General features: G+C 39.6%; 24 protein-coding genes, 1 pseudogene and 1 other annotated feature. Of the genes and pseudogenes, 14 read left to right on the top strand and 11 right to left on the bottom strand.

From position 1 onward, the window contains the following. Window positions 1–24: 24 nt before the first annotated feature. Complete coding sequence (locus tag J1899_RS18170) at window positions 25–1,422, bottom strand: alanine/glycine:cation symporter family protein (RefSeq protein ID WP_246586517.1); 1,398 nt, start codon at window positions 1,420–1,422, stop codon at window positions 25–27. A 313-nt stretch (window positions 1,423–1,735) separates the two neighbouring features. Here J1899_RS18170 and J1899_RS18165 point away from each other — a divergent pair, with 313 nt between their 5' ends. The 7 genes from J1899_RS18165 (at window position 1,736) to J1899_RS18135 (ending at window position 8,958) form a co-directional block, all read left to right on the top strand. Further along, window positions 1,736–2,992 carry a PucR family transcriptional regulator gene (locus J1899_RS18165; protein ID WP_214475633.1) on the top strand — a complete coding sequence of 419 codons (1,257 nt, stop codon included), beginning with the start codon at window positions 1,736–1,738 and terminating at the stop codon, window positions 2,990–2,992. Window positions 2,993–3,103: 111 nt separating this feature from the next. Next, entirely contained in the window at window positions 3,104–4,234 is a 1,131-nt protein-coding gene (gene ald / locus J1899_RS18160) for an alanine dehydrogenase (protein ID WP_214475630.1), read from the top strand. Window positions 4,235–4,454: 220 nt separating this feature from the next. Beyond that, entirely contained in the window at window positions 4,455–4,826 is a 372-nt protein-coding gene (locus J1899_RS18155; protein ID WP_214475628.1) for an iron chaperone, read from the top strand. 61 nt (window positions 4,827–4,887) lie between these two features. Then, window positions 4,888–5,104: a binding site (T-box leader), on the top strand. A 589-nt stretch (window positions 5,105–5,693) separates the two neighbouring features. Further along, a complete protein-coding gene (proS, locus tag J1899_RS18150) occupies window positions 5,694–7,124 on the top strand; it encodes a proline--tRNA ligase (protein WP_214475626.1) in 1,431 nt (476 codons plus the stop codon). Between the two features lie 87 nt (window positions 7,125–7,211). Further along, on the top strand, window positions 7,212–7,889 hold the full coding sequence (locus J1899_RS18145; RefSeq protein ID WP_214475624.1) for a sigma-70 family RNA polymerase sigma factor: 678 nt from the start codon (window positions 7,212–7,214) through the stop codon (window positions 7,887–7,889). 26 nt (window positions 7,890–7,915) lie between these two features. Further along, window positions 7,916–8,500, top strand: coding sequence for an ATP-dependent Clp endopeptidase proteolytic subunit ClpP (clpP, locus tag J1899_RS18140; protein WP_214475621.1), 585 nt, complete (start codon window positions 7,916–7,918; stop codon window positions 8,498–8,500). A 239-nt stretch (window positions 8,501–8,739) separates the two neighbouring features. Beyond that, a complete protein-coding gene (locus J1899_RS18135) occupies window positions 8,740–8,958 on the top strand; it encodes a hypothetical protein (RefSeq protein ID WP_343216727.1) in 219 nt (72 codons plus the stop codon). A gap of 58 nt (window positions 8,959–9,016) precedes the next feature. Here J1899_RS18135 and J1899_RS18130 read toward each other — a convergent pair whose 3' ends face one another. Beyond that, entirely contained in the window at window positions 9,017–9,424 is a 408-nt protein-coding gene (locus J1899_RS18130; protein ID WP_082851613.1) for a YuzC family spore coat inner layer protein, read from the bottom strand. A gap of 238 nt (window positions 9,425–9,662) precedes the next feature. On the opposite strand from J1899_RS18130, the gene J1899_RS18125 reads away from it, so the two are divergent. Continuing rightward, a complete protein-coding gene (locus J1899_RS18125) occupies window positions 9,663–10,268 on the top strand; it encodes a DedA family protein (protein ID WP_214475619.1) in 606 nt (201 codons plus the stop codon). Between the two features lie 33 nt (window positions 10,269–10,301). After that, window positions 10,302–10,688: a hotdog fold thioesterase gene (locus tag J1899_RS18120; RefSeq protein ID WP_066442823.1), complete on the top strand. Its 387-nt coding sequence runs from the start codon at window positions 10,302–10,304 to the stop codon at window positions 10,686–10,688. A 40-nt stretch (window positions 10,689–10,728) separates the two neighbouring features. Here the strand turns inward: J1899_RS18120 and mnhG are convergent, their stop codons facing one another. From mnhG to J1899_RS18085, 7 genes are read right to left on the bottom strand one after another with little or no spacing between them, the layout of a single operon-like run. Further along, a complete protein-coding gene (mnhG, locus tag J1899_RS18115) occupies window positions 10,729–11,103 on the bottom strand; it encodes a monovalent cation/H(+) antiporter subunit G (RefSeq protein ID WP_066442824.1) in 375 nt (124 codons plus the stop codon). Then, the gene (locus tag J1899_RS18110) at window positions 11,087–11,371 is read right to left on the bottom strand and encodes a Na(+)/H(+) antiporter subunit F1 (RefSeq protein ID WP_214475617.1); all 285 of its coding nucleotides are present in this window, start codon (window positions 11,369–11,371) and stop codon (window positions 11,087–11,089) included. The genes mnhG and J1899_RS18110 overlap by 17 nt, the downstream gene beginning before the upstream one ends. Next, window positions 11,371–11,847, bottom strand: a complete 477-nt coding sequence (locus tag J1899_RS18105) for a Na+/H+ antiporter subunit E (protein WP_066442826.1) — start codon at window positions 11,845–11,847, stop codon at window positions 11,371–11,373. The genes J1899_RS18110 and J1899_RS18105 overlap by 1 nt, the downstream gene beginning before the upstream one ends. 5 nt (window positions 11,848–11,852) lie before the next feature. Continuing rightward, window positions 11,853–13,343 (bottom strand): Na+/H+ antiporter subunit D, encoded by a 1,491-nt coding sequence (locus J1899_RS18100; protein WP_066442827.1) that lies wholly within the window; start codon window positions 13,341–13,343, stop codon window positions 11,853–11,855. Further along, window positions 13,336–13,677 (bottom strand): Na(+)/H(+) antiporter subunit C, encoded by a 342-nt coding sequence (locus J1899_RS18095; protein WP_066442828.1) that lies wholly within the window; start codon window positions 13,675–13,677, stop codon window positions 13,336–13,338. Before J1899_RS18095 ends, J1899_RS18100 begins: the two co-directional genes overlap by 8 nt. After that, entirely contained in the window at window positions 13,677–14,099 is a 423-nt protein-coding gene (locus J1899_RS18090) for a Na(+)/H(+) antiporter subunit B (protein WP_066442829.1), read from the bottom strand. Before J1899_RS18090 ends, J1899_RS18095 begins: the two co-directional genes overlap by 1 nt. A gap of 1 nt (window position 14,100) precedes the next feature. Beyond that, complete coding sequence (locus tag J1899_RS18085) at window positions 14,101–16,482, bottom strand: Na+/H+ antiporter subunit A (RefSeq protein WP_214475615.1); 2,382 nt, start codon at window positions 16,480–16,482, stop codon at window positions 14,101–14,103. A gap of 439 nt (window positions 16,483–16,921) precedes the next feature. Here J1899_RS18085 and J1899_RS18080 point away from each other — a divergent pair, with 439 nt between their 5' ends. Then, window positions 16,922–17,152, top strand: coding sequence for a hypothetical protein (locus J1899_RS18080; RefSeq protein WP_066442831.1), 231 nt, complete (start codon window positions 16,922–16,924; stop codon window positions 17,150–17,152). A gap of 200 nt (window positions 17,153–17,352) precedes the next feature. After that, window positions 17,353–17,970: a 3'-5' exonuclease KapD gene (kapD, locus tag J1899_RS18075; protein WP_214475613.1), complete on the top strand. Its 618-nt coding sequence runs from the start codon at window positions 17,353–17,355 to the stop codon at window positions 17,968–17,970. A 74-nt stretch (window positions 17,971–18,044) separates the two neighbouring features. On the opposite strand, the gene kapB is transcribed toward kapD, so the two are convergent. After that, on the bottom strand, window positions 18,045–18,428 hold the full coding sequence (gene kapB, locus J1899_RS18070) for a kinase-associated lipoprotein KapB (RefSeq protein WP_066442833.1): 384 nt from the start codon (window positions 18,426–18,428) through the stop codon (window positions 18,045–18,047). A 93-nt stretch (window positions 18,429–18,521) separates the two neighbouring features. Between kapB and J1899_RS18065 the strand changes: the two genes are divergently transcribed. From J1899_RS18065 to J1899_RS18055, 3 genes are all read left to right on the top strand, one after another. Continuing rightward, on the top strand, window positions 18,522–19,247 hold the full coding sequence (locus J1899_RS18065; protein ID WP_214478903.1) for a peptidylprolyl isomerase: 726 nt from the start codon (window positions 18,522–18,524) through the stop codon (window positions 19,245–19,247). 123 nt (window positions 19,248–19,370) lie between these two features. Beyond that, window positions 19,371–19,586, top strand: coding sequence for a hypothetical protein (locus J1899_RS18060; protein WP_066442835.1), 216 nt, complete (start codon window positions 19,371–19,373; stop codon window positions 19,584–19,586). 163 nt (window positions 19,587–19,749) lie between these two features. Further along, a complete protein-coding gene (locus J1899_RS18055; protein WP_066442836.1) occupies window positions 19,750–20,313 on the top strand; it encodes a superoxide dismutase family protein in 564 nt (187 codons plus the stop codon). A gap of 65 nt (window positions 20,314–20,378) precedes the next feature. On the opposite strand, the pseudogene J1899_RS18050 reads toward J1899_RS18055, so the two are convergent. Continuing rightward, a pseudogene (locus J1899_RS18050) lies at window positions 20,379–21,747 on the bottom strand (IS3 family transposase). Window positions 21,748–21,759 lie beyond the last annotated feature (12 nt).

Here is a 21,759-nt window from a genome sequence, read left to right as displayed (position 1 = left end):
AACCTCACCTTTTGTATACTCTAATTATTTTACGTTCTTTTTATAATGATTTGCAAAGAAATCCTCTGTATCTGCGACAATCACTTTTCTTAAAAGAATCAAACCAATTAAGTTTGGAATCATCATTAGAGCGTTCGCCATATCAGCAAATGCCCATACGGTTGTGAGGTTAGCTGCTGCTCCAATTCCGCAGGCTAAAATATAGATCGCTCTGTAGCTCATAATGCCTTTTGTGCCAACGATATACTCAAAGCATTTTTCGCCATACACATACCAGCCGACAATAGTTGAAAAGCCAAAGAAAATAACAGAGAAGGCAACAATATATTCTCCAGCTGTTCCTAATACAGAAGCGAACGCTGCACTTGTTAAAGCTCCGCCTTCTAAAGCGGGATCATGTGCAACTCCGGAAAGCAATCCGCCTGTTGTATCCCAGAAACCTGTAATAATAAGAACAAGTCCTGTCATTGTACAGACAATAATCGTAACGATAAACGTTCCAGTCATGGCAACCAATGCTTGTTTAACCGGATGATCGGTTTTCGCATTTCCGGCGATTAGTGCTGCAGTTCCTAACCCAGCTTCATTTGAGAAAATTCCACGGGCAACACCATTTTTTATGGCATCCATCACTAGAATACCTGCGAATCCGCCTGCAGCGGCGACAGGATTGAATGCATAATGAAAGATGGTTTCAAATGCTGGAATAATTTGATCATAATTGATAAAAAGAATGATTAAGGAGCCAGCGATATATAGAAAGGCCATAATGGGCACAAAGAAGCTTGCTACTGTACTTATTCTCTGAATACCGCCGAACACAATCAGAGCGGTTAAGGCGGCAAGAATAACGCCAGTCACAATTTCATTCACACCAAATGAATCCTTCATCACAGAAGCAATTGTATTTGATTGCACACTATTGCCAATTCCAAATGCTGCAAAAGCACCAAAGATAGCAAATAAAATGGCGAGCCATTTAAACTTTCTGCCTAATCCATATTCTATATAATACATTGGACCGCTTGAATATTCGCCATTTGCATTTTTCTTGCGGTACTTCATCGCCAGGAGAGCTTCTGCATACTTGGTAGCCATGCCCAGTAAACCGACAATCCACATCCAGAAAATAGCTCCAGGACCTCCGAGTGTAATGGCAGTAGCAATTCCTGCAATATTTCCGTTTCCAATTGTAGCAGCAAGCCCGGTCATTAAGGCTTTAAAATTACTTACGTCCCCTTCAGAATCATCTGTAGCTCGTCCTTCTCGAGTAAATGCGAGCTTAAAAGCATACATTAACCTTGAAAATTGAATTCCTTTTAACAATAATGTGAGGAGGACTCCAGTCCCAAATAACAATAGCAGGCTGGGTGTTCCCCACAGAACACTGTTTATTTCATTCAATATTTCTAAAATATCCAAGATGTTAACCCCTTTTCGTCTGTGAAGTGACCATTTCTCCATTACAGTGTTTCTTCATTTGGCAGTTACTAATGCAGGTGCAAATTGCTGATTTCACTCAATGTAGATGAATGAAACTTTATCTTAAAATAGTATTTTGAATATTTTCTATTGTAAGATCAAGGGGTAGGAACATCAAGCGAAGTATAAAAAGATCTATTATTTAGAAAATTAAATGTATTGATGAAAATGTCCAGATTTTTAAAATCCGTTATAATAAAGTAAAGAAATAAGTTTCGTATATTTTGAGGCAAAAAGCAAGGAGGTTTATGCGATGGACGATATGCGTGCTGGTAAAGATCCGTTTAAACATGCATTTCTGAATTTAGAGGATCTTGTGGATAAGATTTGGGATGTTTTAGAATGTCCAGTTACAATTGAAGATGCCACCCATCGGCTTCTTGCTTATAGCACACACGATGACACAACGGACTCCGCTAGAATTGCAACCATCATCAGCCGAAAGGTGCCTGAAAAGGTAATTAATTCACTATGGAAAGCAAGGATTATTCCGCAATTGATGCAAAGCGGTGAGCCTTTAAGAATACATGAAATGAAGGAAATAGGATTAGGAGATCGAGTAGCCATTTCAATTCGCAATCATAATGAAGTGCTTGGATACATATGGGTTGTTGAAGGAGAAGTGAAATTAACCGAGCAAAAGCTGAATCTTTTAAAACAGGCCGCAGCAGCTGCTAGAACGGAATTGTTAAAACTAAATGTGCAAAAGAAAAAACGAGTAGAGAGCTATCAGGACTTTTTTTGGCAGCTTCTTACGGGAAGCGATCGAAATCATGAAGAAATAAAGAATAAATTTGAAGAATTGAATATTAAGCCGCCGTCGCCATTTATTGTGCTTGTATTCCAATTCACTGAAAATATCACAGAGAAAATCACACAAAATATCATTTATTTAATGACAACGAGCCAAAAGATTAATATTTCTTTTCACGCTGCAATGGGCAATGAATTCATCGTGCTTGCCTCACCGCCAGCACAGGAAAATTCTGAAGCACCTATTATTGAGTTTCTGAATTTTTTCATAGGAGAAATGAAATCCCGCTTTCAAGTGGATGGAATGATCGGTGGCTGCGGCGGATTATATGATACATATGATAAGGTAGAAGCAAGTTATCAGGAAGCACAGGAGGTTGTTCGTTTAAAAGAGCAGTTTAAAGATGAGATGGACGATATTAACAGTCATAGGCAACTGGGGATTTTCCGCTATATTGAACTGTTAATGGAAAAAAGGCGGCAGGATCCTTTTGTGTATCCAGCACTGGAAAAATTGCAAAACTATGATCAAGAACATAAAACCATGCTGCTTCAAACACTTGAAAGCTATATTAATTACGATAGTAATGTAAATGATACGGCTAAAAAGCTTCATGTTCATGTAAATACATTAACCTACAGATTAAAAAGAATTACTGAGATTAGTGGTATTGATTTGAAAAATACAAACCAGAAAGTGACTCTGTTCCTTGAATTAAAAATGAGAAGGTTAGAAAATAAAAAGCGTCGTTTGTAGAATTTCACAAACGATGCTTTTTTTATTTTCATATATCGACAATGCCAAAAAGTGTTTAAATTATTATACTGTTGATAACGTTTACTTTGTTAAGATGAAAGGGGAATTTACATGATCATTGGGGTACCTAGAGAAGTAAAAAATAATGAAAATCGTGTTGCGATGACACCTGCTGGGGTTGATGCACTGGTTAAAGCAGGCCACGAAGTGCTGATTGAAACAAACGCAGGCGAGGGCAGCGGTTTTGAGGATGCTGTCTACGTACAAGCAGGTGCAAAAATTGTTAATACAGCTGCGGAAGCTTGGAATGCGGACATGGTCATGAAAGTAAAAGAGCCGCTTTCATCTGAATACGGATATTTCCGCAAAGGGTTAGTGTTATTCACATATCTGCATCTGGCAGCAGAGCCAGAACTTGCAAAAGCATTAACTGAGAGCGGAGTAACAGCAATTGCATATGAAACAGTTGAATTAAACCGCACATTGCCTTTACTAACACCAATGAGTGAAGTAGCAGGGCGCATGGCATCACAAATTGGTGCACAGTTCCTGCAGAAAACAAATGGCGGATCAGGGATTCTGCTTGCAGGAGTTCCTGGCGTATCACGCGGGAAAGTAACGATCATCGGGGGTGGCGTAGTAGGCATCAATGCTGCGAAAATGGCGATTGGTCTTGGAGCAGAGGTAACAATCATCGACTTAAGTCCAGAGCGTCTTCGTCAGCTTGACGATATTTTTGGCAATAATATTCAAACGCTCATGTCCAATCCATTCAATATTGCTGAGAGCGTAAAGGAAGCAGATCTTGTTATTGGCGCTGTTCTGATTCCAGGAGCAAAAGCACCAAAGCTTGTGACAGAAGATATGATCAAAACAATGAAGCCAGGATCTGTTGTCATTGATGTTGCGGTTGACCAAGGCGGAATCTTTGAGACCGTTGATCATGTAACAACTCATGATTTTCCGACATATGAGAAACATGGTGTTGTTCACTATGCGGTAGCAAACATGCCTGGAGCAGTACCTAGAACGTCAACACTCGCTTTAACAAATGTAACGATTCCTTATGCAGTGCAAATAGCAAATAAAGGCGTTGAAAAAGCTGTTGCAGAAAATGCTGCACTCAAGCTTGGTGTTAACGCTGTGAACGGAAAGGTCACTTATGAAGCTGTAGCAAGAGATCTTGGCTACCCATATGTGCCTGTTGCGGAAGCATTTGAAAATGCAGAGGTTTCAAAATAATAGCATTCCCCCCTTTTCGTGCAAGAGGGGGGATTTTTTTTGCTGCAATAGCAAAAGGATACAAGGCTGAGTGACGCAATTTGAGATAACAAAAGATCCTAATCGGTATTTTGACTAATTTTCTCTTAGAATATATAGTTAAAAAAAGATAGAATTAAGTATTTTACAGCGTGGTTAGTGCAGGTTCTATTAAATATAATGTTAAGCAGGGGTGAACAAGATGGAAGTTTTTGAAGAGTATTTAGCAAGTTTAAAGACTCCAGAGCATCGTGTGCGTATGGAAGAAATTTTTAAATGGATAAAAAGTACATTTCCCACTTTGATGCCTGTCATTAAATGGAACCAGCCAATGTTTACAGATCACGATACGTTTATTATTGGTTTCAGTGCAGCGAAAAACCATATGAGTGTTGCTCCTGAACAAGCAGGCATGAATCATGTATTAGAGGACATTGAACAGGCAGGACATGATCATACGAAGGAGTTAGTGCGCTTTAAATGGAAAGAACCCGTCGATTATAAATTACTGGAAAAGATGATCCAGTTTAATATCTTGGACAAGGCTGATTGTTCTACTTTTTGGAGAAAATAAATATAGATGATATTCACAATTGACTTTCATCATAATAATTTATATAATCTTGAAAAATGAATAGGAAACGTTGATGGAGATTAGTATAGTGAAGATGTTTATAACAGAGAGGGAGCCATATGCTGCAAGGTTCCTATAAACGAACACTAGAACCTGCTCCCTGAGTTCTGCATTGGATGTCTTGTGATATGAAAATGCTGCGGATGCAAGTCCGTTATCATGTTGAGTGTAAAGCATTGCTTTGAAATAGGGTGGTACCGCCATGTTTGGTCCCTATACAAAGCAGTGCTTTTTTTTTGTTTGGTTATAGGAAGGTGGGTTGTTCTGATAGCCGTTTTAACAGCAGCATTTAGCAATGGAAAAAAGGATAAAAGTGCCCGTCTAGAGAGAAATGTTGTGCTGACGGGAAGTAGAGTGAGAAGGAAGTGCCCGTCAGGAGTAAAACTAAGCGCTGACGGGAAGTAAAGTAGCAGGTAAGTGCCCTTTAGCTGGAAAAAGCGGAGCTGAAGGGAACTAAAGAGGTAGGAAAGTGCCCGTCAGCTGGAAAAAGCGGAGCTGAGGGGAACTAAAGAGGTAGGAAAGTGCCCGTCAGCTGGAAAAAGCGGAGCTGAGGGGAACTAAAGAGGTAGGAAAGTGCCCGTCAGCTGGAAAAAGCGGAGCTGAGGGGAACTAAAGAGGTAGGAAAATGCCCGTCAGCTGGAAAAAGCGGAGCTGAAGGGAACTAAAGTGTGATCAAAGTGCCCGTCAGATTATAAACCCAGAGCCAACAGGAACTAAAGCACTAACAAAGTGCCCGTCACTCAAAAATCCAAAAACTGACGGGAACAAAGCAGCAAAAATAACTATAAAAACATTGAGGTGACCAAAATGGGCAAGGAATTTGTAAAAGAGATAACAGCAATGGATGAAGATTTTGCGCAATGGTATACAGATGTTGTGAAAAAGGCAGATTTAGTTGATTACTCCAGTGTGAGAGGATCGATGATCATTCGGCCATACGGCTATGCATTATGGGAAAATATTAAAGATGAGCTTGATCGGCGCATTAAAGAAACTGGTCATGAAAATGTCTATATGCCTCTCTTCATACCAGAAAGTCTGCTGCAAAAGGAGAAAGATCATATTGAAGGATTTGCACCTGAAGTGGCTTGGGTTACACACGGAGGAGAAGAAGAGCTCCAAGAACGTCTATGTGTCCGTCCGACCTCTGAAGTATTATTTGGTGAGCACTATAAAAATATCATTCATTCTTATCGGGATTTGCCAAAACTCTACAATCAATGGGCGAATGTCGTGCGTTGGGAAAAAACAACAAGACCATTTCTGCGCACACTGGAATTTTTATGGCAGGAGGGACATACTTGCCATGCCACTGATGAAGAGGCACTTGAAGAGACCGTTAAAATGCTTAATGTGTACGCAGAGCTTTGTGAAAATATCCTCGCTATTCCGGTCATTAAAGGACAAAAAACAGAAAAAGAAAAGTTCGCTGGAGCGAAATTCACGTATACGATTGAGAGTCTTATGCATGATGGAAAGGCACTGCAATCAGGCACCTCCCACCACTTGGGCGATGGCTTTGCCAAAGCTTTTGGCATTCAATTTACCGATCAGAAAGGAAAGCTGCAATACGTACAGCAAACATCTTGGGGATTCACGACAAGAATTATTGGAGCGATGATTATGGTGCATGGTGATGACCGCGGTTTGGTTATTCCGCCAAAGGCTGCGCCAACACAGGTAATGATCGTGCCAATTGCACAGCACAAGGAAGGCGTGCTGGACTATGCCTATGATTTAAAGGAAAAACTCTCAAAGATTGCTCGTGTCGGCATTGATGCAAGTGATAAGAAACCTGGCTGGAAATTCAATGAATACGAAATGAAGGGTGTGCCTTTGCGTCTTGAGGTTGGTCCTAAGGATATAGAAAAAGGACAGGTCATTTTAGCAAGACGGGATACAGGTGAAAAAATAACCGTAGCTGCATCCGAACTGGAGCAGAAGCTGCCTGGTATTTTAGAAGATATTCAGCATAGTTTATTTGAAAAAGCAAAAAATCATCGTGAAGAGAAAACATATCAGGCATTTGAATTTAATGAACTTAAAGAAATTTTTGCGGCTAAAACAGGCTTTGTAAAAGCGATGTGGTGTGGCGACCGCAGCTGTGAAGATCGTATAAAAGAGGAAACAGGAGCAACTTCCCGCTGCATTCCTTTTGAGGCAGAAAGCATTACCAAAACATGTGTATGCTGTGGAAAAGAAGCACAGCAGCTTGTATACTGGGCCAAAGCTTACTAAATAAAAAATAAATAAAATTTTTTGTACCCGTATCTTTTTGAATCTTTTCTCCGTTTACTAACAGAAAGGTGCTAAAGGAGTGAGAACATGTACGGCAAGGTAAAAAAAATCCAAATGAAACGGTCTTCGGCTAATGAGAAACAGCTTGTGGAACTATATCCAGATTTAAAACGGTACTGCTGCTTTCTTTCGAAAAATGAATGGGATGGAAACGATTTGACTCAAGAAACCATGCTCAAAGCAATTAAGCACTATGGTGAAGGTGCACAAATCACTAAGGCGCTGCTCCATAAAATTGCCTATCACCACTGGATTGATATGCTGCGGAGTAGACAAAAAGAGCATGTAGCCTTCCTTCTGGAGGAAGGTACTGCCAAAGACAATCTTATACTTGAAACAGTCGAGACTGTAGTTGAAAAATTGACTCCCAAACAGGCAATTATGTTTACCCTAAAGGAAGGATTTCAGTACAAACTGACTGAGATAGCAGAGCTGACTGGAATATCTGAAACTGCGGTTAAGAGTAGTTTGCATCGAGCAAAAGAGCGGCTGAAAAAGGAAGAATCATTTGCTGAAAACTATTGGAATGAAGAAGATAGGGATGAATTTTCAATTCTACTGAAAAGATCCTTAATGCTTGAAAATCCATCGTTATTAATTGAAAGAGCAGCTGTTATTCAGGAGCAGAGGAACAAAACATTTGGATTGCCTGCAAATCATCAGAAAAAAAGCTCACCATCCTTTTTCCTTTACATGGCGGCTTAGCCGTATAACGAAGCGGAGGAGTAACAATGACTACCATACCTTATGTTGTTGAACAAACAAGCAGAGGGGAACGTTCCTATGATATTTATTCACGCCTTTTGAAGGATCGTATTATTATGATTGGTGAAGAAATTACAGATGCTCTGGCCAACACGGTGGTTGCACAATTGTTATTTTTAGCAGCAGAAGCACCTGATAAGGATATTTCCATTTACATTAATTCGCCAGGAGGATCGACCTCTGCTGGTTTTGCTATTTTTGATACCATGCAATATATTCAGCCGGATGTTCGGACGATATGCACAGGGATGGCAGCATCCTTTGGAGCGATGCTTCTTTTAGCTGGAACAAAAGGAAAGCGATATGCTCTTCCAAACAGTGAGATTATGATTCATCAGCCGCTTGGCGGTGCAAGAGGGCAGGCATCGGAAATTGAAATTTCGGCGCGGAGAATTCTGAAGCTTCGCGAGGACATAAATCAGATTATCTCAGAGCGGACAGGACAAAGCGTGGAGAAAGTGGCTCAGGATTCTGACCGGGATTATTTTATGAATGCACAAGAAGCGAAAGATTATGGGATAATCGACGAAATTTTGATTCCGAAACAATGATGAGTTAGGTCTTGAAATTTAAGAGTACTATGAAGCATATACAAATATAAAAAGGATGTCCCTGCGGCCAAAACGGTAAAGTGCAGGGCATCCTTTTTATTGTCATTTTAAAGAAAGAGTACACAATTGGGACCTGATTTTTAGTGGCAATGTCTACTGCCAGAATTCGAAGCCCACTCACAAATAGGGGTATTTGCATATGTTTTAGTGTAGGCATAAAATAGAAGGAGGTTATACAGATGATGCCATATCGAAGCCCTTATCATGCTCCAAGAAATGATAGCCGCTTTTTCTTTGCAGGACCTTTCGTCGGCGGTTTACTTGGAGGTTTAGTAGGAAGTGCTATTCTTGGTCCGCGTCCATTCTACGGACCACGCCCATATCCAGGTCCATTTTATGGGCCAACGCCATACGGACCAGTACCATACGGTCCAGGACCGTACGGATATCCTTATTAATAATCAATTGTTAAGCTCTCCTCATCCAAAGGAGAGCTTTTTATTTTTCAGCATGTGCTCAGCTCCATCGTAATTTAAGAGCCAGCTGGCAGCAATTTGCGGCAGCATTGCTGTCAGCTGATGATTCAAATGTTAGTCGAAGTCCGCTAGGTGTATATTCCACCTTTGGAAGCAGGGTAATTCCAGTTGTTTTAATGAGGGATTGGACTTTCTCCATTTTAGATTCCTGTGCTGCTGACATAAGTTCAAAGGAAAACGATCTAGATTGTGCCATTTTACTAAGCAGTACACTCGCGCTTTGCATCATGACCTCAAGCTCCTTCGCTGAGTTCATAAACATCCCAGGATCAACAGTTGGAAACTGTCTGTGCGGTCCAGTGAGAGGGTTTCTATGTACATAAGGAAGATATCTTACAGGAGGGTGGTAAGGGGTTCTAGTTGGGTAATAAACATAATAATAATTCATGCTGACATCCCCTTTCATATTCAATGTTAAAAATACCAATTACACTATATGCTTCTGATTTATAAAATATGTTAAATTCCCAAACGAAAACAGCTGACAAAATTAAAAAGGCAGAATGATGACTTTATAAGAGCATTTTTAAGGGGAACTTGCTAAAATAAAGAAAACTATTTGGGCATAGGTTTGCACTTAATTAAACTTCCATAATTTTGAGGCATTTATAAAAGGGGCGGACGCGATGGAACTGGAAGTCATATTAGATATGATTGAAAATAATGGATACATAGGCCTCTTTATTTGGCTTTGGATTGGTGTATTTGTCTTTCCAGTTCCCAACGAAGTGATTACGATGACTGTAGGTTTGGCAAGTTCATTGGGAGTCCTGCACCCTGCCGGAGCGTTTGCCGCCGTTTATGGGGGAATAGTAGCTGCGCTTACAACTGCATATACACTTGGGAGGGTAATTGGCAGACCACTGCTTTCATATTTTGAAAGAAGAGAACGCTTTTCAAAGCCTATACAAAAGTCAATGAAAATAATGGATCAGTATCATGCACTCTCGTTATCAATCAGCTATTTTATACCGGGAGTGAGAAACTTTCTTCCCTTTCTCTATGGCTTCAGCAAATTGCCATATAAGACATTTGCTTTGTTTGCCTATAGCGGCGCTTTATTATGGTTATCCATAGTCTTTCCGCTCGGACTGCTATTTGGAGACCATATTGAAACCATTGTTGCTCATGAACAGGAAATTCTTGTCATGTTAGGGTTTATTCTAGTGTTTTTTGTTTCATTTAAGCTAATTAGAAGGAAAAGAATGAAAAAGAGAGAAAAGATGACATAGAAGAGAAAGAATATAGTGTATGGGGGAACTGGAATGACAAGTCTAAAAAACACTTTAATGGAATCATTAGGCATTGAAATTACCTTGCTGGAAAAAGGACATGTCGTGGCAACCATGCCTGTTGACGAAAGAACAAGGCAGCCTTTTGGTCTGCTTCATGGAGGTGCTTCCGTCGCACTCGCCGAAACTGCTGCAAGTGTGGGAGCATTCGAACTGATTGATCAAGAAACAGAAGCGGCTGTTGGACTTGAGATTAATGCCAATCATATTAGAGGTGTAAAAGAAGGCATAGTTACTGCAAATGCAACCGTCCTTCATCAAGGAAAAAGTACGATGGTATGGGATGTAAAAATAACGGATGAACAAGATAATTTGATATGTGTTTCCAGATGTACAATGGCTGTCATAAAAAGAAAGTAAGCAAAAACCTCCAGATAGATTCTGGAGGTTTTTCACTTAATCAGCGGCTTACTTTTTCAGCAAGCTTTTTCTTCTTTTCGGAAACTTCTTTATAGTCATCTCTTACACTTTGATCCCAAAGTTTTACACCAGAGTTATATGCTGCACGCCCAATTAAATGCCCAGCTACAGGTGAGGTTAAAAAGATGAAAACAATCCCAAGTACGATTCGCGGATTAAAGTATCCGTCAATGAAGTAAAAGTAAAGTAAGGCACCAATGAGAATACACATAACACCAAGTGTCGCTGACTTAGAAGCAGCATGGTTCCTTGTGTAAACATCCGGCAGCCGAATAACGCCAAAGGCAGCTACAAGACTTAAAAATGCACCAATTAATAAAAATACTACTATTAGAATATTAGCGATCTCGATCATGTTCAATGATGACTCCCTTCTCCAGGTATTTAGAGAAGGCAACAGTGCCGATAAATGCCAGAATCCCAAGAAGTAAAATTACTTCAAGAAATGCATTTGTATCTAACCCAATTGAAATAAGTGCAATCAAGGCGACTAAATTAATTCCAATTGCATCTAGAGCAATAACACGATCGGGAGTTGAAGGCCCTTTAATAACTCGATAAGTGAGCACTAATATGGCCGCAGCAATACAGATGATGGAAATCATTACAACCGTATGAATCATTATTTGCTCACCTCCAGAATGGCTTTTTCAAAGGTGTTTTTAATGGAATCAATTGCTTCGTTGGCGTCCTCTATGTCCATTGCATGAACATATAAGATTTTTTTGTCATCTGATACATCAATAACCAATGTTCCAGGAGTTAATGTAATCAGATTTGCAAGTGTCGTGATTTCCCAATCTCTTTCCAGAACAGTCGGAAGTGCAAAAATGCCAGGCTTCATATCCAATTTTGGTTTTAAGACGGATTTTACAACTGCTACATTTGACAAGACGAGCTCTTTCAAAAATAGCAGGATTAGACTGATAATCGCAAACACTCTTAGCAAATAGAACCGAGATGGAAAAAACCGCCTAAACGCAAAGATAATGAGCAGACCAAAAAAGTAACCTTTCAAAAACGCTATAGGTTCATAGCTTGCGGTTAAGAACATCCAAGTAAAGCCGAGAAACATGTTTAATAATATTTGAAATGCCATGCTCATCACTCCTTTAGAACAGCGTCAATATAAAGATCAGGGTTCACTAGTATATTGGCGGCCTGTGAAATGTATGGGAAAACAAAATCTGCACCAACTCCATAAACAACAGCTAATATGACTAAGATCACTGGCGCTGCCATCAGCTGGCGCACAGGAGCTTTTTCCTCACCTTTGTATGTAAGAGGTTTTCCCCAAAATCCGTTAATAAAAATCTTCATGACTGAGAATAAGACGAACAAGCTAGACATTAGGACAATAGCGCCAGTCCAATAATGTTCAGCATCAAATACTCCTTTTATCAAAAGCAGTTTTCCGACAAATCCGCTTAGCGGCGGAATGCCTGCTAATGCCAGTGAAGCAATGAAGAATGTCCAGGCAAGCCCAGGATAATTTTTAATTAAACCGCTTATTTGCTTAAGATTGCTTGTTCCTGTAATAGCAATCATAATGCCAACCAGCAGGAAGAGAGCAGCCTTGACGATCATGTCATGAATAATGTAAAAGACAGAACCTGCTAATGCGTCCTCATTCATGGAGGCAACGCCAGCAAGTATAACCCCAACTGCTGTAATAATATTGTAAATGATAATCTTCTTTATATCCCAATAAGCAATAGCTCCAATGACTCCGAGGATGATTGAGAGTACTGCCATTACACCTAAAAGGGTCTGAATCGTCCCGCCTTCATGATAAAATAAAAGTGAGTATGTTCTGGTGATGGAATAAACTCCAACCTTTGTCAGCAATGCCCCGAAAATAGCCATTACCGGAGCTGGAGGCGCATAATAGGAACCTGGAAGCCAGAAAAATAGCGGAAAAACGGCTCCTTTTAAGCCAAACACAATCATAAATAAAACACCAATTACTGTTATGATCCCAAGCTGCCCATCTGCACTAATGGAAGCGATCCGTTCAGATAAATGAGCCATGTTTAAGGTGCCGGTTACAGAATATAAGTAACCTACCGCAATGACAAATAAAGCAGAAGAGATCACGTTCACTAAGAGATATTTGATTGATTCGCGCAGCTGAATCTTTGTGCCTCCCAGAACAATTAACACATAAGAAGACATCAGCATGACTTCAAAAAATACAAAGAGATTGAAAATATCCCCTGTAGTAAATGCTCCATTGACTCCTACAATCAAAAAGCTCATCGAAGCATAATAGTTAAACTTTTCACGCTCTTGTCCAATTCCTCGAAAAGAGAAGATGATACAAGCAAAAGAGATAATACTCGTTGTTAGCACAAGCAAAGCAGATAGCATATCTGAAACGAGTGTGATGCCGAATGGAGCATCCCAGTTTGATAAATTAAGTGTTTGAATGCCTTCTGTATGTACTTTATGAGCGAGCATAGCCGCAATGATCACTGTTACAAATGCTGAAATACTTGCAACCCACCTTTGCAGCATAACATGTTTATTGATAAACATGAGAAGGACCCCAGTAATAAGCGGAATCAGAATCGGCAGTAATAAAAAGTTAATCATTTCCTTCAGTTCCTCTCAGTTTCTCCATATTATCTGTCCCAAGCTCCTTGTATGCGCGATAAGCTAGCACAAGGAAAAAGGCAGTTACACCAAAACTAATAACGATTGCTGTTAGAATAAGTGCCTGCGGAAGGGGATCTGTATAAGAAGGGGCTTCTTCGCCAAGAAGCGGTGCAGCTCCTTTTTTAAGACCTCCCATTGTTAATAATAAAAGGTGAGCGCCGTGACTTAAAAGTCCAGTACCGATGATAATTCGCAGCAAGCTTTTTGAGAGTATTAAATAGGTAGCACACATAAATAAAATCCCGATAACAAAAGCCATTAGTATTTCCATTATTCATCTCCTCCAATCGTTTGAATAATGGTCATAGTTACACCTACTACTACCAGAAATACACCTAAGTCAAATATAGTAGCCGTATGCAGGGCCATTTCACCTAAAATAGGCAGGTGAACATCACCAAAAGCATGTGTTAAAAATGGAACATTAAACAATAAAGCGCCAGCGGCTGTTCCGATTGCGAACAAAAGCCCAACCGCTGTCATGGTCATATAATTAATCGGCAGGATCTTAGCGACTGTTTTCATGTCAAAGGCAAGCAGAAGCAGGATAATGGCTCCTGCTGTAAGCAATCCGCCGACAAAACCGCCTCCCGGAGTATAGTGACCGGCAAAAAAGATATAGATCGAGAAAAGGACGATAATAAACAGCACGATTTTGGTTGCTGTCTGAAGGATAAGATCATTCGTTTTCATGCTATTTCGCCCCTTTCATTCTAAGTTTTATCATGGCGTAGATTCCAATAGATGCAATGGCAAGCACCACAATTTCAAATAACGTATCAAATCCGCGGAAGTCAACAAGAATAACGTTTACCATGTTTTTCCCAGCCGCTTCGGTATAAGTATTCTCCACATAATATTGTGAAATGGATTCAAACAGTTTTGTACTATGCGCTGATAGTGCAATTAGTGTTACAACTGCTCCCACACCAATAGAGATGACTAAATTGGTTGCTTTAAAAGCCATCCGTTCTTCATTTCGCTTCTTTGGCAAATGGTAAAAACAAAGAAGGAATAATGAAACGGAGATTGTTTCAATAACCAATTGAGTCAATGCCAAGTCTGGTGCCCGGAAGTTAACAAAGAATAATGCAACCGTATAACCAACTGCACCGAGCAGAATGACCGATGTCAGTCTTGATTTAGCGAATAAAATAGCGACTGATGCAATCACAATGACGGCAACCAGCAATATTTCGTAATAACGGACATCTGATGCATGTTCGAGATCGATCTTAAAGGCATTCTGTGAGAACAATACAGACGATAAAATGGCGATGAAAAATGCAAAAATATAGATAAGATAGCTTCGTATTGAACCATTCATATACATTCTTGTCATTTTTAAAGAGCCGTTTTGTGCAAATAGCAGCCCATGATCATATGCCTTATTTAAGGCAAGTTTCTCAGGGAATAGTCCATAGATCTTCCTCCACTTTGCTAAAGAGAGGTAAAGCAATGTTCCTAATACGATAACACCTATGGTCATCCATAACTCCAGATTAAAGCCATGCCAGAAAGAGATATGAACTTCGAATAAGAATTCAGGCATAATCGCTGATAGTGCAGGTTCAATTATATTGACTGATAAAATATTTGGGAAAAAGCCAATGATTATCACTAAAGAAGCAAGGATAATTGGTGAAATTAACATGCCAATCGGTGCTTCGTGAGGCTTTTTCTCCAGTTTTTCAGGCTGAAATTTGCCTGTGAATGTTTTGAAAACAAGGATCATGCTGTAAATAAATGTGAATACACTAGCAATCCAAGCAATGACAGGGAACAGAATACCCCATGTATCTAATTGGAATACATTGAAATCTATAATATGTGTCATCGCAGTAAAGAACATTTCCTTACTCAGGAAGCCATTAAATGGCGGAAGACCGGCCATAGAAAACGAGCCAATAATCGCTAATGTGAATGTGATAGGCATTAGCTGCATCAAACCGCCAAGTCTCCGTATATCACGTGTTCCTGTTTCATGATCGACTATCCCGACAACCATAAACAAACTTCCTTTGAATGTCGCATGATTGATTAAGTGAAAGACTGCAGCAGTTGTAGCAATTGTATGGTATTTGTCATCAATGCCATCAAAATGCAGTGCAGCAGCACCTATTCCCAGCAATGACATAATCATACCAAGCTGACTGATCGTTGAAAACGCAAGGATCGCCTTTAAATCTGTTTGTTTCACAGCAGAAAACGATCCCCAGAACAAGGTAACGATTCCAAAACCAGCGATGAGCCATAGCCAAAGCGCATGGTCAGCAAATACAGGGCTCATTCTCGCAACGAGGTAGATACCTGCTTTTACCATTGTGGCTGAATGGAGATATGCACTGACAGGCGTTGGTGCCTCCATTGCGTCTGGCAGCCAGATGTGAAACGGAAATTGAGCTGATTTTGTAAAGGCGCCAAGCAAAATACAAAGCAAGGCAGGAACAAACAATGGATGTGTAAAGATCACATCTGATTGTGCAATAATTTCAGATATGCTAAAGGTTCCAGTCATTATGTATAAGAGGATAATGCCTCCAAGCATGGATAGACCGCCAAAAACGGTGATCAGCATCGACTTTTGGGCACCATAACGAGACTTCTCACGATCATACCAATATCCAATTAGCAGAAAAGAAGAAAAGCTTGTTAATTCCCAAAAAGCGTATAGAACAATTAAGTTATCTGATAGGACAACTCCAAGCATAGCCCCCATAAATAGAAGCAAATACACATAGAATGTATTTAACTTTTCTTTATCCTTCGATAAATAATAAATGGAGTAAAGAATGACTAAGGTTCCAATACCCGTAATAAGCAGGGCAAAAAGCAAACCAAGTCCATCAATCTTAGCAGTAAACTCAATCCCTAAAGCTTCAATCCATGTAAACGATTCAATGATCGGCTGTGAAGTTGAAGTGGCTGAAACAAAAGAGACAAAATAAACAAACAATACAAGCGGCAATGGCAGGATAAACCAGCCTGTATGAACCTTCTTAAAGAGCTTGTACAGAATAGGTACGAGCACCGCCAGAAGGAATGGTGAAATAATAGCCAAATGAAGCAGAGACAAAACAAGACCTCCTTTATTGTTCTAAGAATGTAATAATCGGCGAGCTGTTATAGCAGCCTTTTTTATTTTTTCTAAAAGATTTTTGAAGCAAGGGTCATATGAAAGCTGCAGTCCCTCTTCTTTTAGAATGGATATAAGTATGTATTTCAGGGGGGGCCTGTACATAGTATCCACACCTTATGTACAAAGTTATGTTTATTTATTTACCCAAAAAATAAAAAATACGACCTTACACCTGTTCCAAAAAGCATATCAAACCAAATTATAACCTAAAAATTTGTTGCATGCATGCTCTAAAACCTTTATATAAGTGGGTTTCTATCTTTCTTATTAAATATGTAGAAACACGGAAAAAAATATAAAAAAATATTTTGAAATAATCTCCTTTGAATAAAAATCCGCTCTTATTCCCACACTTATAAATAGGGTGGTGTTATGGATGAGGGCAAAAATTATTGCTGCAGTATCCATTTTTGTCGTACTGTTTTCCGGAGCATGGCTCGTTAACGAAAATGGAAAACGAGAATTTTATATTCCTGGTGAAGCTGACGAAATAGTTGAAATGATGCCAGTGGAATCAGTTGAGAATATCATGCAGGCTCCTTTGGAGAACCAAAAGATTGAAGCCTTTCAATCAAGGGAATATGTGCGAATTAAAAAAGCTTCTTAAAAAGGACGAGAGAGATCTCGTTCTTTTTTGTGCTTTGAGATAGTATAAATTGGAATTGAAGCTAAAGGCACCGGCAATTAAAAGTATCTTAGGGTATTCTGATCCGTTAACTTACAATTAACGAAAAATTGCGTTTTTCAGCAGTAAATGGAATTCTCTCATGATATAATGGAAGAAAGTAGCCGGGGCAGGTGATTCAGATGGAAGTTAGGCAGCATTTATTTATTGATTTTGAATTTACAATGCCTGATAAAGGCAAACAATACAAAGGGTTTTATCCGGAAATCATTGAAGTGGGTGTCGTATCAGTCATCAATAATCAAATCTTCGAAGAATTCTCCTCTTATGTAACACCAACCCAATATCCGAAATTATCAAAACGATGTAAATCCTTTCTAAACATCTCGCAGCAGCAGGTTGATGATGGGATTGCTTTTTCAGAACTTGTTCATAAGCTTAAGGAAATGACGGGAGAACATTCATATACCATTGTAACCTGGGGAAATACGGATATGAAGGTTCTGCGTTCTAACTGTGAAAAGGCAGGGCTGCATTTTCCTTTTACAGGGAAAGAGGTAGACTTGTCAATGGAGTATAAGCGCTTTTTTGGTGACAAAAATCAAACTGGTTTATGGAAGGCTGTTCAAGAATACGGCAAAGATGGTGTTGGTTTGCATCACCGGGCATTGGATGATGCATTAACAACCTATAAGATCTTTAAGCTTGTCGAGAAGGACAAACAATATTTACAAAAACATGAGCCTACTACAATCGGGGATCGTGTAGATTTGGCGGAGCTCTTTAATAAATTCGCTTAGTTGAAATAGAGCTGCCAGGGACTTATACATAAGGGGTAAAATGTAAAAAAACTGCCGCAGTCAGTGCAGCAGTTTTAATCTTTAAAGTAAGTACCCTCTAATATACGGATATTATCCAGGCTTTTTTGTGCCCATTCGTTATCCGTTTTCAAAAGGTCTTCTTTCATTTGATCCAAAACCTCTTTAAGTGAGTCTGTATACGAAGGGATTTCGCCTTCGTACGCTCGGACCATTTGTTTTGGGATATTGGTTTGCTCCCGGAATGATAATGCTTTTCTCTCATGAAATATCATCACATCTGCTTGTTTAGGGTTATGTAAATCTCCCTGCATTGGGTGTTTGGCCACAGCTAGCACACGCATCACGTAATGCATAGGGCGGATGTCTGTAATCTCCCCAATATATTTACCTGTTTTATAAATTCCTGTCACCTTATCGCCGATTTGAAATTCTGCCATTTTTTTATACCCTCCTTTCATTACTATTATGGTTTGTCTAATGTGCAAAATCAAATTATAATTTCCATATACATATCGAATGGAGGACTAATGATGAAAAAACGTTTATTGGCAGTATTGACTATTTTGCTCCTGGTACTGACAGCTTGTGGAACAAATACGGAGGATTCGGCTGAACCCTCTGAATCCAATGGAACTGACTCTTCTGAATCCAATGAAACTGAAGCTGTCCAATCAAGTTTGCCTCAGCTGAGTGAAGAAGTCAGCAATAATGAAAAGCTCGTGGAGATGACAACCTCATTAGGAGTCATTAAAATGAAGCTATTTCCTGAGCAGGCTCCAAAAGCAGTTGAAAACTTTATTACACATAGTAAAGATGGTTATTATGAAGGAATTATATTTCACCGTGTCATACAAGATTTTATGATTCAAACTGGTGATCCACAAGGAACGGGAATGGGCGGTGAAAGTATTTTTGGAGAACCATTTGAAGATGAGTTTTCCAGCGATCTTTTTCATTTTAGAGGAGCTTTAGCTATGGCCAACTCTGGTGCCAATACAAATGGCAGCCAATTCTTTATAGTTCAAAATAAAAACCTTGATCCGAGTCTCACAAAACAAATGCAGGATGCAGAATATCCTGATGAAGCTGTGACAGCCTACGAAGCAGGTGGAACACCATGGCTGGATGGTAAGCACACTGTATTTGGACAAGTTATAGAAGGCATGGACATAGTAGATGAAATTGCGGCTGCTGAAGCGGAAAATGATAAACCGCTTGAAGATATTGTGATCGAAAAGATAACTGTTATTGAATAGTGCTCTAGGTCCAAAATGACTGTTCAATTGCGCATAGTAACCTTTCACTCTAGACAGCTTTTTATTGAGAAATCTGTTATAATTAGGCATTGACCATGACAGTTGCAGAAAGGATGGATGTTAATGGCTCAATGGTTCATATTTTCTTTATTTTTGTATTTTCCAGAAGATAAGACAGAATATATACCTGCAGCAATTTGGTGCATTATTTTCCTCATAGCCGCTGCGTTAACAATGAAATTTATTATACATGTTTCAAAACGTGAAGGCGAAAAAACAAAAGAATTAGAAGAGCGTATAAACCGCCAGATGGCAAGTCAGCAAAAAGAGAACAGTTAAAACTGTTCTCTTTTTTATGTTTATTGAGAGGTCTGCAGTCGTTTAACACCGATGCTGGTGACGGATATTCAGCATGCAAATAGGAAACAATATAGCATGTCCTTTTCACAAATGGTTAATAGTTAGCTTATATGGAAAACATAGTGCTTGGGGGTATTCTACAGTGAAAAAACTAGTTGCGGCACTGGCTGTCTTAATTTTAGCAGGATGCGGCGAAGAAAACATAACGAACGTAGATGTTGAAATGCATAATGCGGTAGGCGATTCGCTGGGGACAATCAAGCTTGGTCAGCAAACACAAGGCGTGAAACTGGAGCTTGATTTAGAAGGCTTGCCTCCAGGAGAGCATGCCCTGCATATTCATGAAAAAGGTGAATGTGAACCGCCTGACTTTAAGTCCGCAGGCAACCATTTTAATCCGGATGATAAAGAGCATGGCTTGCTTCATCCAAAAGGAGCGCACGCAGGTGATCTACCGAATATTATTGTAGAAGATGATGGGAAAGTAAAGGCAGAACTAATGGCGCCGCAAGTATCATTAAAAGAGGATAAAACCTCCCTTTTTACAAAAGACGGAACAACGATTGTCATCGATGAGGGAATAGATGATGGAATGACCCAGCCTTCTGGGGATTCAGGAGAAAGAATTGCCTGCGGCAGAATATCAAAGGATAAAGATGAAAAAAACACGAAAAGTGCACAAGATGATACAGGAAAAGAAGAGTAAATGAACAATAAACCCAAGAGGCCATTAGTAAATTGTACCCTTTGTAAAGGACATTTTAAAAAAGCCTAAGCTACTTCTAAAAGATGATCTCTGTATTGAACAGGGGTCATCTTTTTTCGGTTCCATTGATATCTATGGTGGTTATAGTAAGTCATGTATTGCTTAATTTCCTTTTGTACTTCCTCTAGTGTCAGGCAGGATTTAATAGAGGTTTCGTCTTTCAGGTGTCCAAAGAAAGATTCAATGGGGGCGTTATCCCAACAGTTACCCCTTCGGGACATTGATTGCCTGATTCCAAGTTTTTTAATCATTTTCTGAAATTGAGGATGGGTATAGTGAACCCCTTGATCCGAATGGATGAGTGAATCTTTAAGTTTTTTAAATCTTTTGTTTTTCTTTAGCTTTTCGATGGTATCTGTGGCTAATTCAATAGTCATTCTGTCAGACACATTGTAAGCAAGAGCTTCACCGCTGGAGCCATCCAATATCATAGATAAATAAGCTCTGGAACTTTTTCCATAGTTCAAATAGGTGATGTCTGTTAACAGCACTTTCCCTGGTTTACCCTGATTGAATTGGCGCTTCAGGAGGTTAGGGACCACTGAATGTTCCTGGGTGGCCTTCATAAGACGCCTATATGGATTCGCCCTCCGGAAGGGGCAAACGATGTTATACTTCTTCATGATTCTTCGAATTCTTTTTAAGTTAAAGACAATCTTAAATTGACCCGCCAAAGTCATTTTAATTTGACGCGCCCCTTTCTTTCGATTCTTATGACGGAATGCTTTCAAGATGATTTCTTTCAGTTCTTCATCCCTTTCTTCCCGTTGTTTTCTATGCTCTTGAGACTCGGGAGAGTAGTATTTATAATAGGCACTTCTGGAAATTCCTGCGACCCCACAAAGGTATCTCACCATTTTTTTGAGCTTATATTTCTCTATTACGGAACGAATGAGAATGAACTTTTGACTTGGAGAGAGGACTACTTCTTTAGCCCCCTTTCCGCGAATCGAATCTTTTTTAGAAGTTCATTTTCCGCCTTAAGCAGGTTGATTTGTGCTTCTAGTCGAGCATTCTTATCCTCAAGGGATAACTCCCGTTCTCTAGGTCTCCCGGAATTGCCCTTCCTTGTATCACTGAGCCCCAAAACTCCGTTCATTTTAAAAGCAGCATTCCATCTCTTACTAGCGGCATGAATACGTGTCATACCAATTATATTTGTATCAAATCCAGCCTCTTCAAAGATCTGTCTAGAGAATTTGCCGCTCTCCTTCTCAGCGATAAATAGGCGTTTAAATTCATCTGTGTAGGTAATTCCCTTACCACTTACAGCTTTCACAAAAGGATTAATGGATAATTCTTTGATTTCTTTCTCTGTGAATGTTTTTTTACTCATGATGTTTTCCCCGATTCTACTAGTTGTCTATTTGTCATTATACAAAAAAA

This window comes from Cytobacillus gottheilii, from assembly GCF_018582665.1.
Taxonomy (GTDB): Bacteria; Bacillota; Bacilli; order Bacillales; family Cytobacillaceae; genus Cytobacillus; species Cytobacillus gottheilii.
This window is presented reverse-complemented; position numbering and strand designations above follow the sequence as displayed.

Coding starts and splice junctions, on each gene's coding strand:
- clpP (WP_214475621.1), top strand. CDS start 7,916: ATGACTACCATACCTTATGTTGTTGAACAAACAAGCAGAGGGGAACGT.
- J1899_RS18095 (WP_066442828.1), bottom strand. CDS start 13,677: ATGGAAATACTAATGGCTTTTGTTATCGGGATTTTATTTATGTGTGCT.
- J1899_RS18060 (WP_066442835.1), top strand. CDS start 19,371: ATGGCTCAATGGTTCATATTTTCTTTATTTTTGTATTTTCCAGAAGAT.
- J1899_RS18130 (WP_082851613.1), bottom strand. CDS start 9,424: ATGAATTATTATTATGTTTATTACCCAACTAGAACCCCTTACCACCCT.
- J1899_RS18135 (WP_343216727.1), top strand. CDS start 8,740: ATGATGCCATATCGAAGCCCTTATCATGCTCCAAGAAATGATAGCCGC.
- J1899_RS18120 (WP_066442823.1), top strand. CDS start 10,302: ATGACAAGTCTAAAAAACACTTTAATGGAATCATTAGGCATTGAAATT.
- kapD (WP_214475613.1), top strand. CDS start 17,353: ATGGAAGTTAGGCAGCATTTATTTATTGATTTTGAATTTACAATGCCT.
- kapB (WP_066442833.1), bottom strand. CDS start 18,428: ATGGCAGAATTTCAAATCGGCGATAAGGTGACAGGAATTTATAAAACA.
- J1899_RS18100 (WP_066442827.1), bottom strand. CDS start 13,343: ATGATTAACTTTTTATTACTGCCGATTCTGATTCCGCTTATTACTGGG.
- J1899_RS18155 (WP_214475628.1), top strand. CDS start 4,455: ATGGAAGTTTTTGAAGAGTATTTAGCAAGTTTAAAGACTCCAGAGCAT.
- J1899_RS18090 (WP_066442829.1), bottom strand. CDS start 14,099: ATGAAAACGAATGATCTTATCCTTCAGACAGCAACCAAAATCGTGCTG.
- proS (WP_214475626.1), top strand. CDS start 5,694: ATGGGCAAGGAATTTGTAAAAGAGATAACAGCAATGGATGAAGATTTT.
- J1899_RS18065 (WP_214478903.1), top strand. CDS start 18,522: ATGAAAAAACGTTTATTGGCAGTATTGACTATTTTGCTCCTGGTACTG.
- J1899_RS18145 (WP_214475624.1), top strand. CDS start 7,212: ATGTACGGCAAGGTAAAAAAAATCCAAATGAAACGGTCTTCGGCTAAT.
- mnhG (WP_066442824.1), bottom strand. CDS start 11,103: ATGATCGAGATCGCTAATATTCTAATAGTAGTATTTTTATTAATTGGT.
- J1899_RS18125 (WP_214475619.1), top strand. CDS start 9,663: ATGGAACTGGAAGTCATATTAGATATGATTGAAAATAATGGATACATA.
- J1899_RS18105 (WP_066442826.1), bottom strand. CDS start 11,847: ATGGCATTTCAAATATTATTAAACATGTTTCTCGGCTTTACTTGGATG.
- J1899_RS18165 (WP_214475633.1), top strand. CDS start 1,736: ATGGACGATATGCGTGCTGGTAAAGATCCGTTTAAACATGCATTTCTG.
- ald (WP_214475630.1), top strand. CDS start 3,104: ATGATCATTGGGGTACCTAGAGAAGTAAAAAATAATGAAAATCGTGTT.
- J1899_RS18080 (WP_066442831.1), top strand. CDS start 16,922: ATGAGGGCAAAAATTATTGCTGCAGTATCCATTTTTGTCGTACTGTTT.
- J1899_RS18110 (WP_214475617.1), bottom strand. CDS start 11,371: ATGATTCATACGGTTGTAATGATTTCCATCATCTGTATTGCTGCGGCC.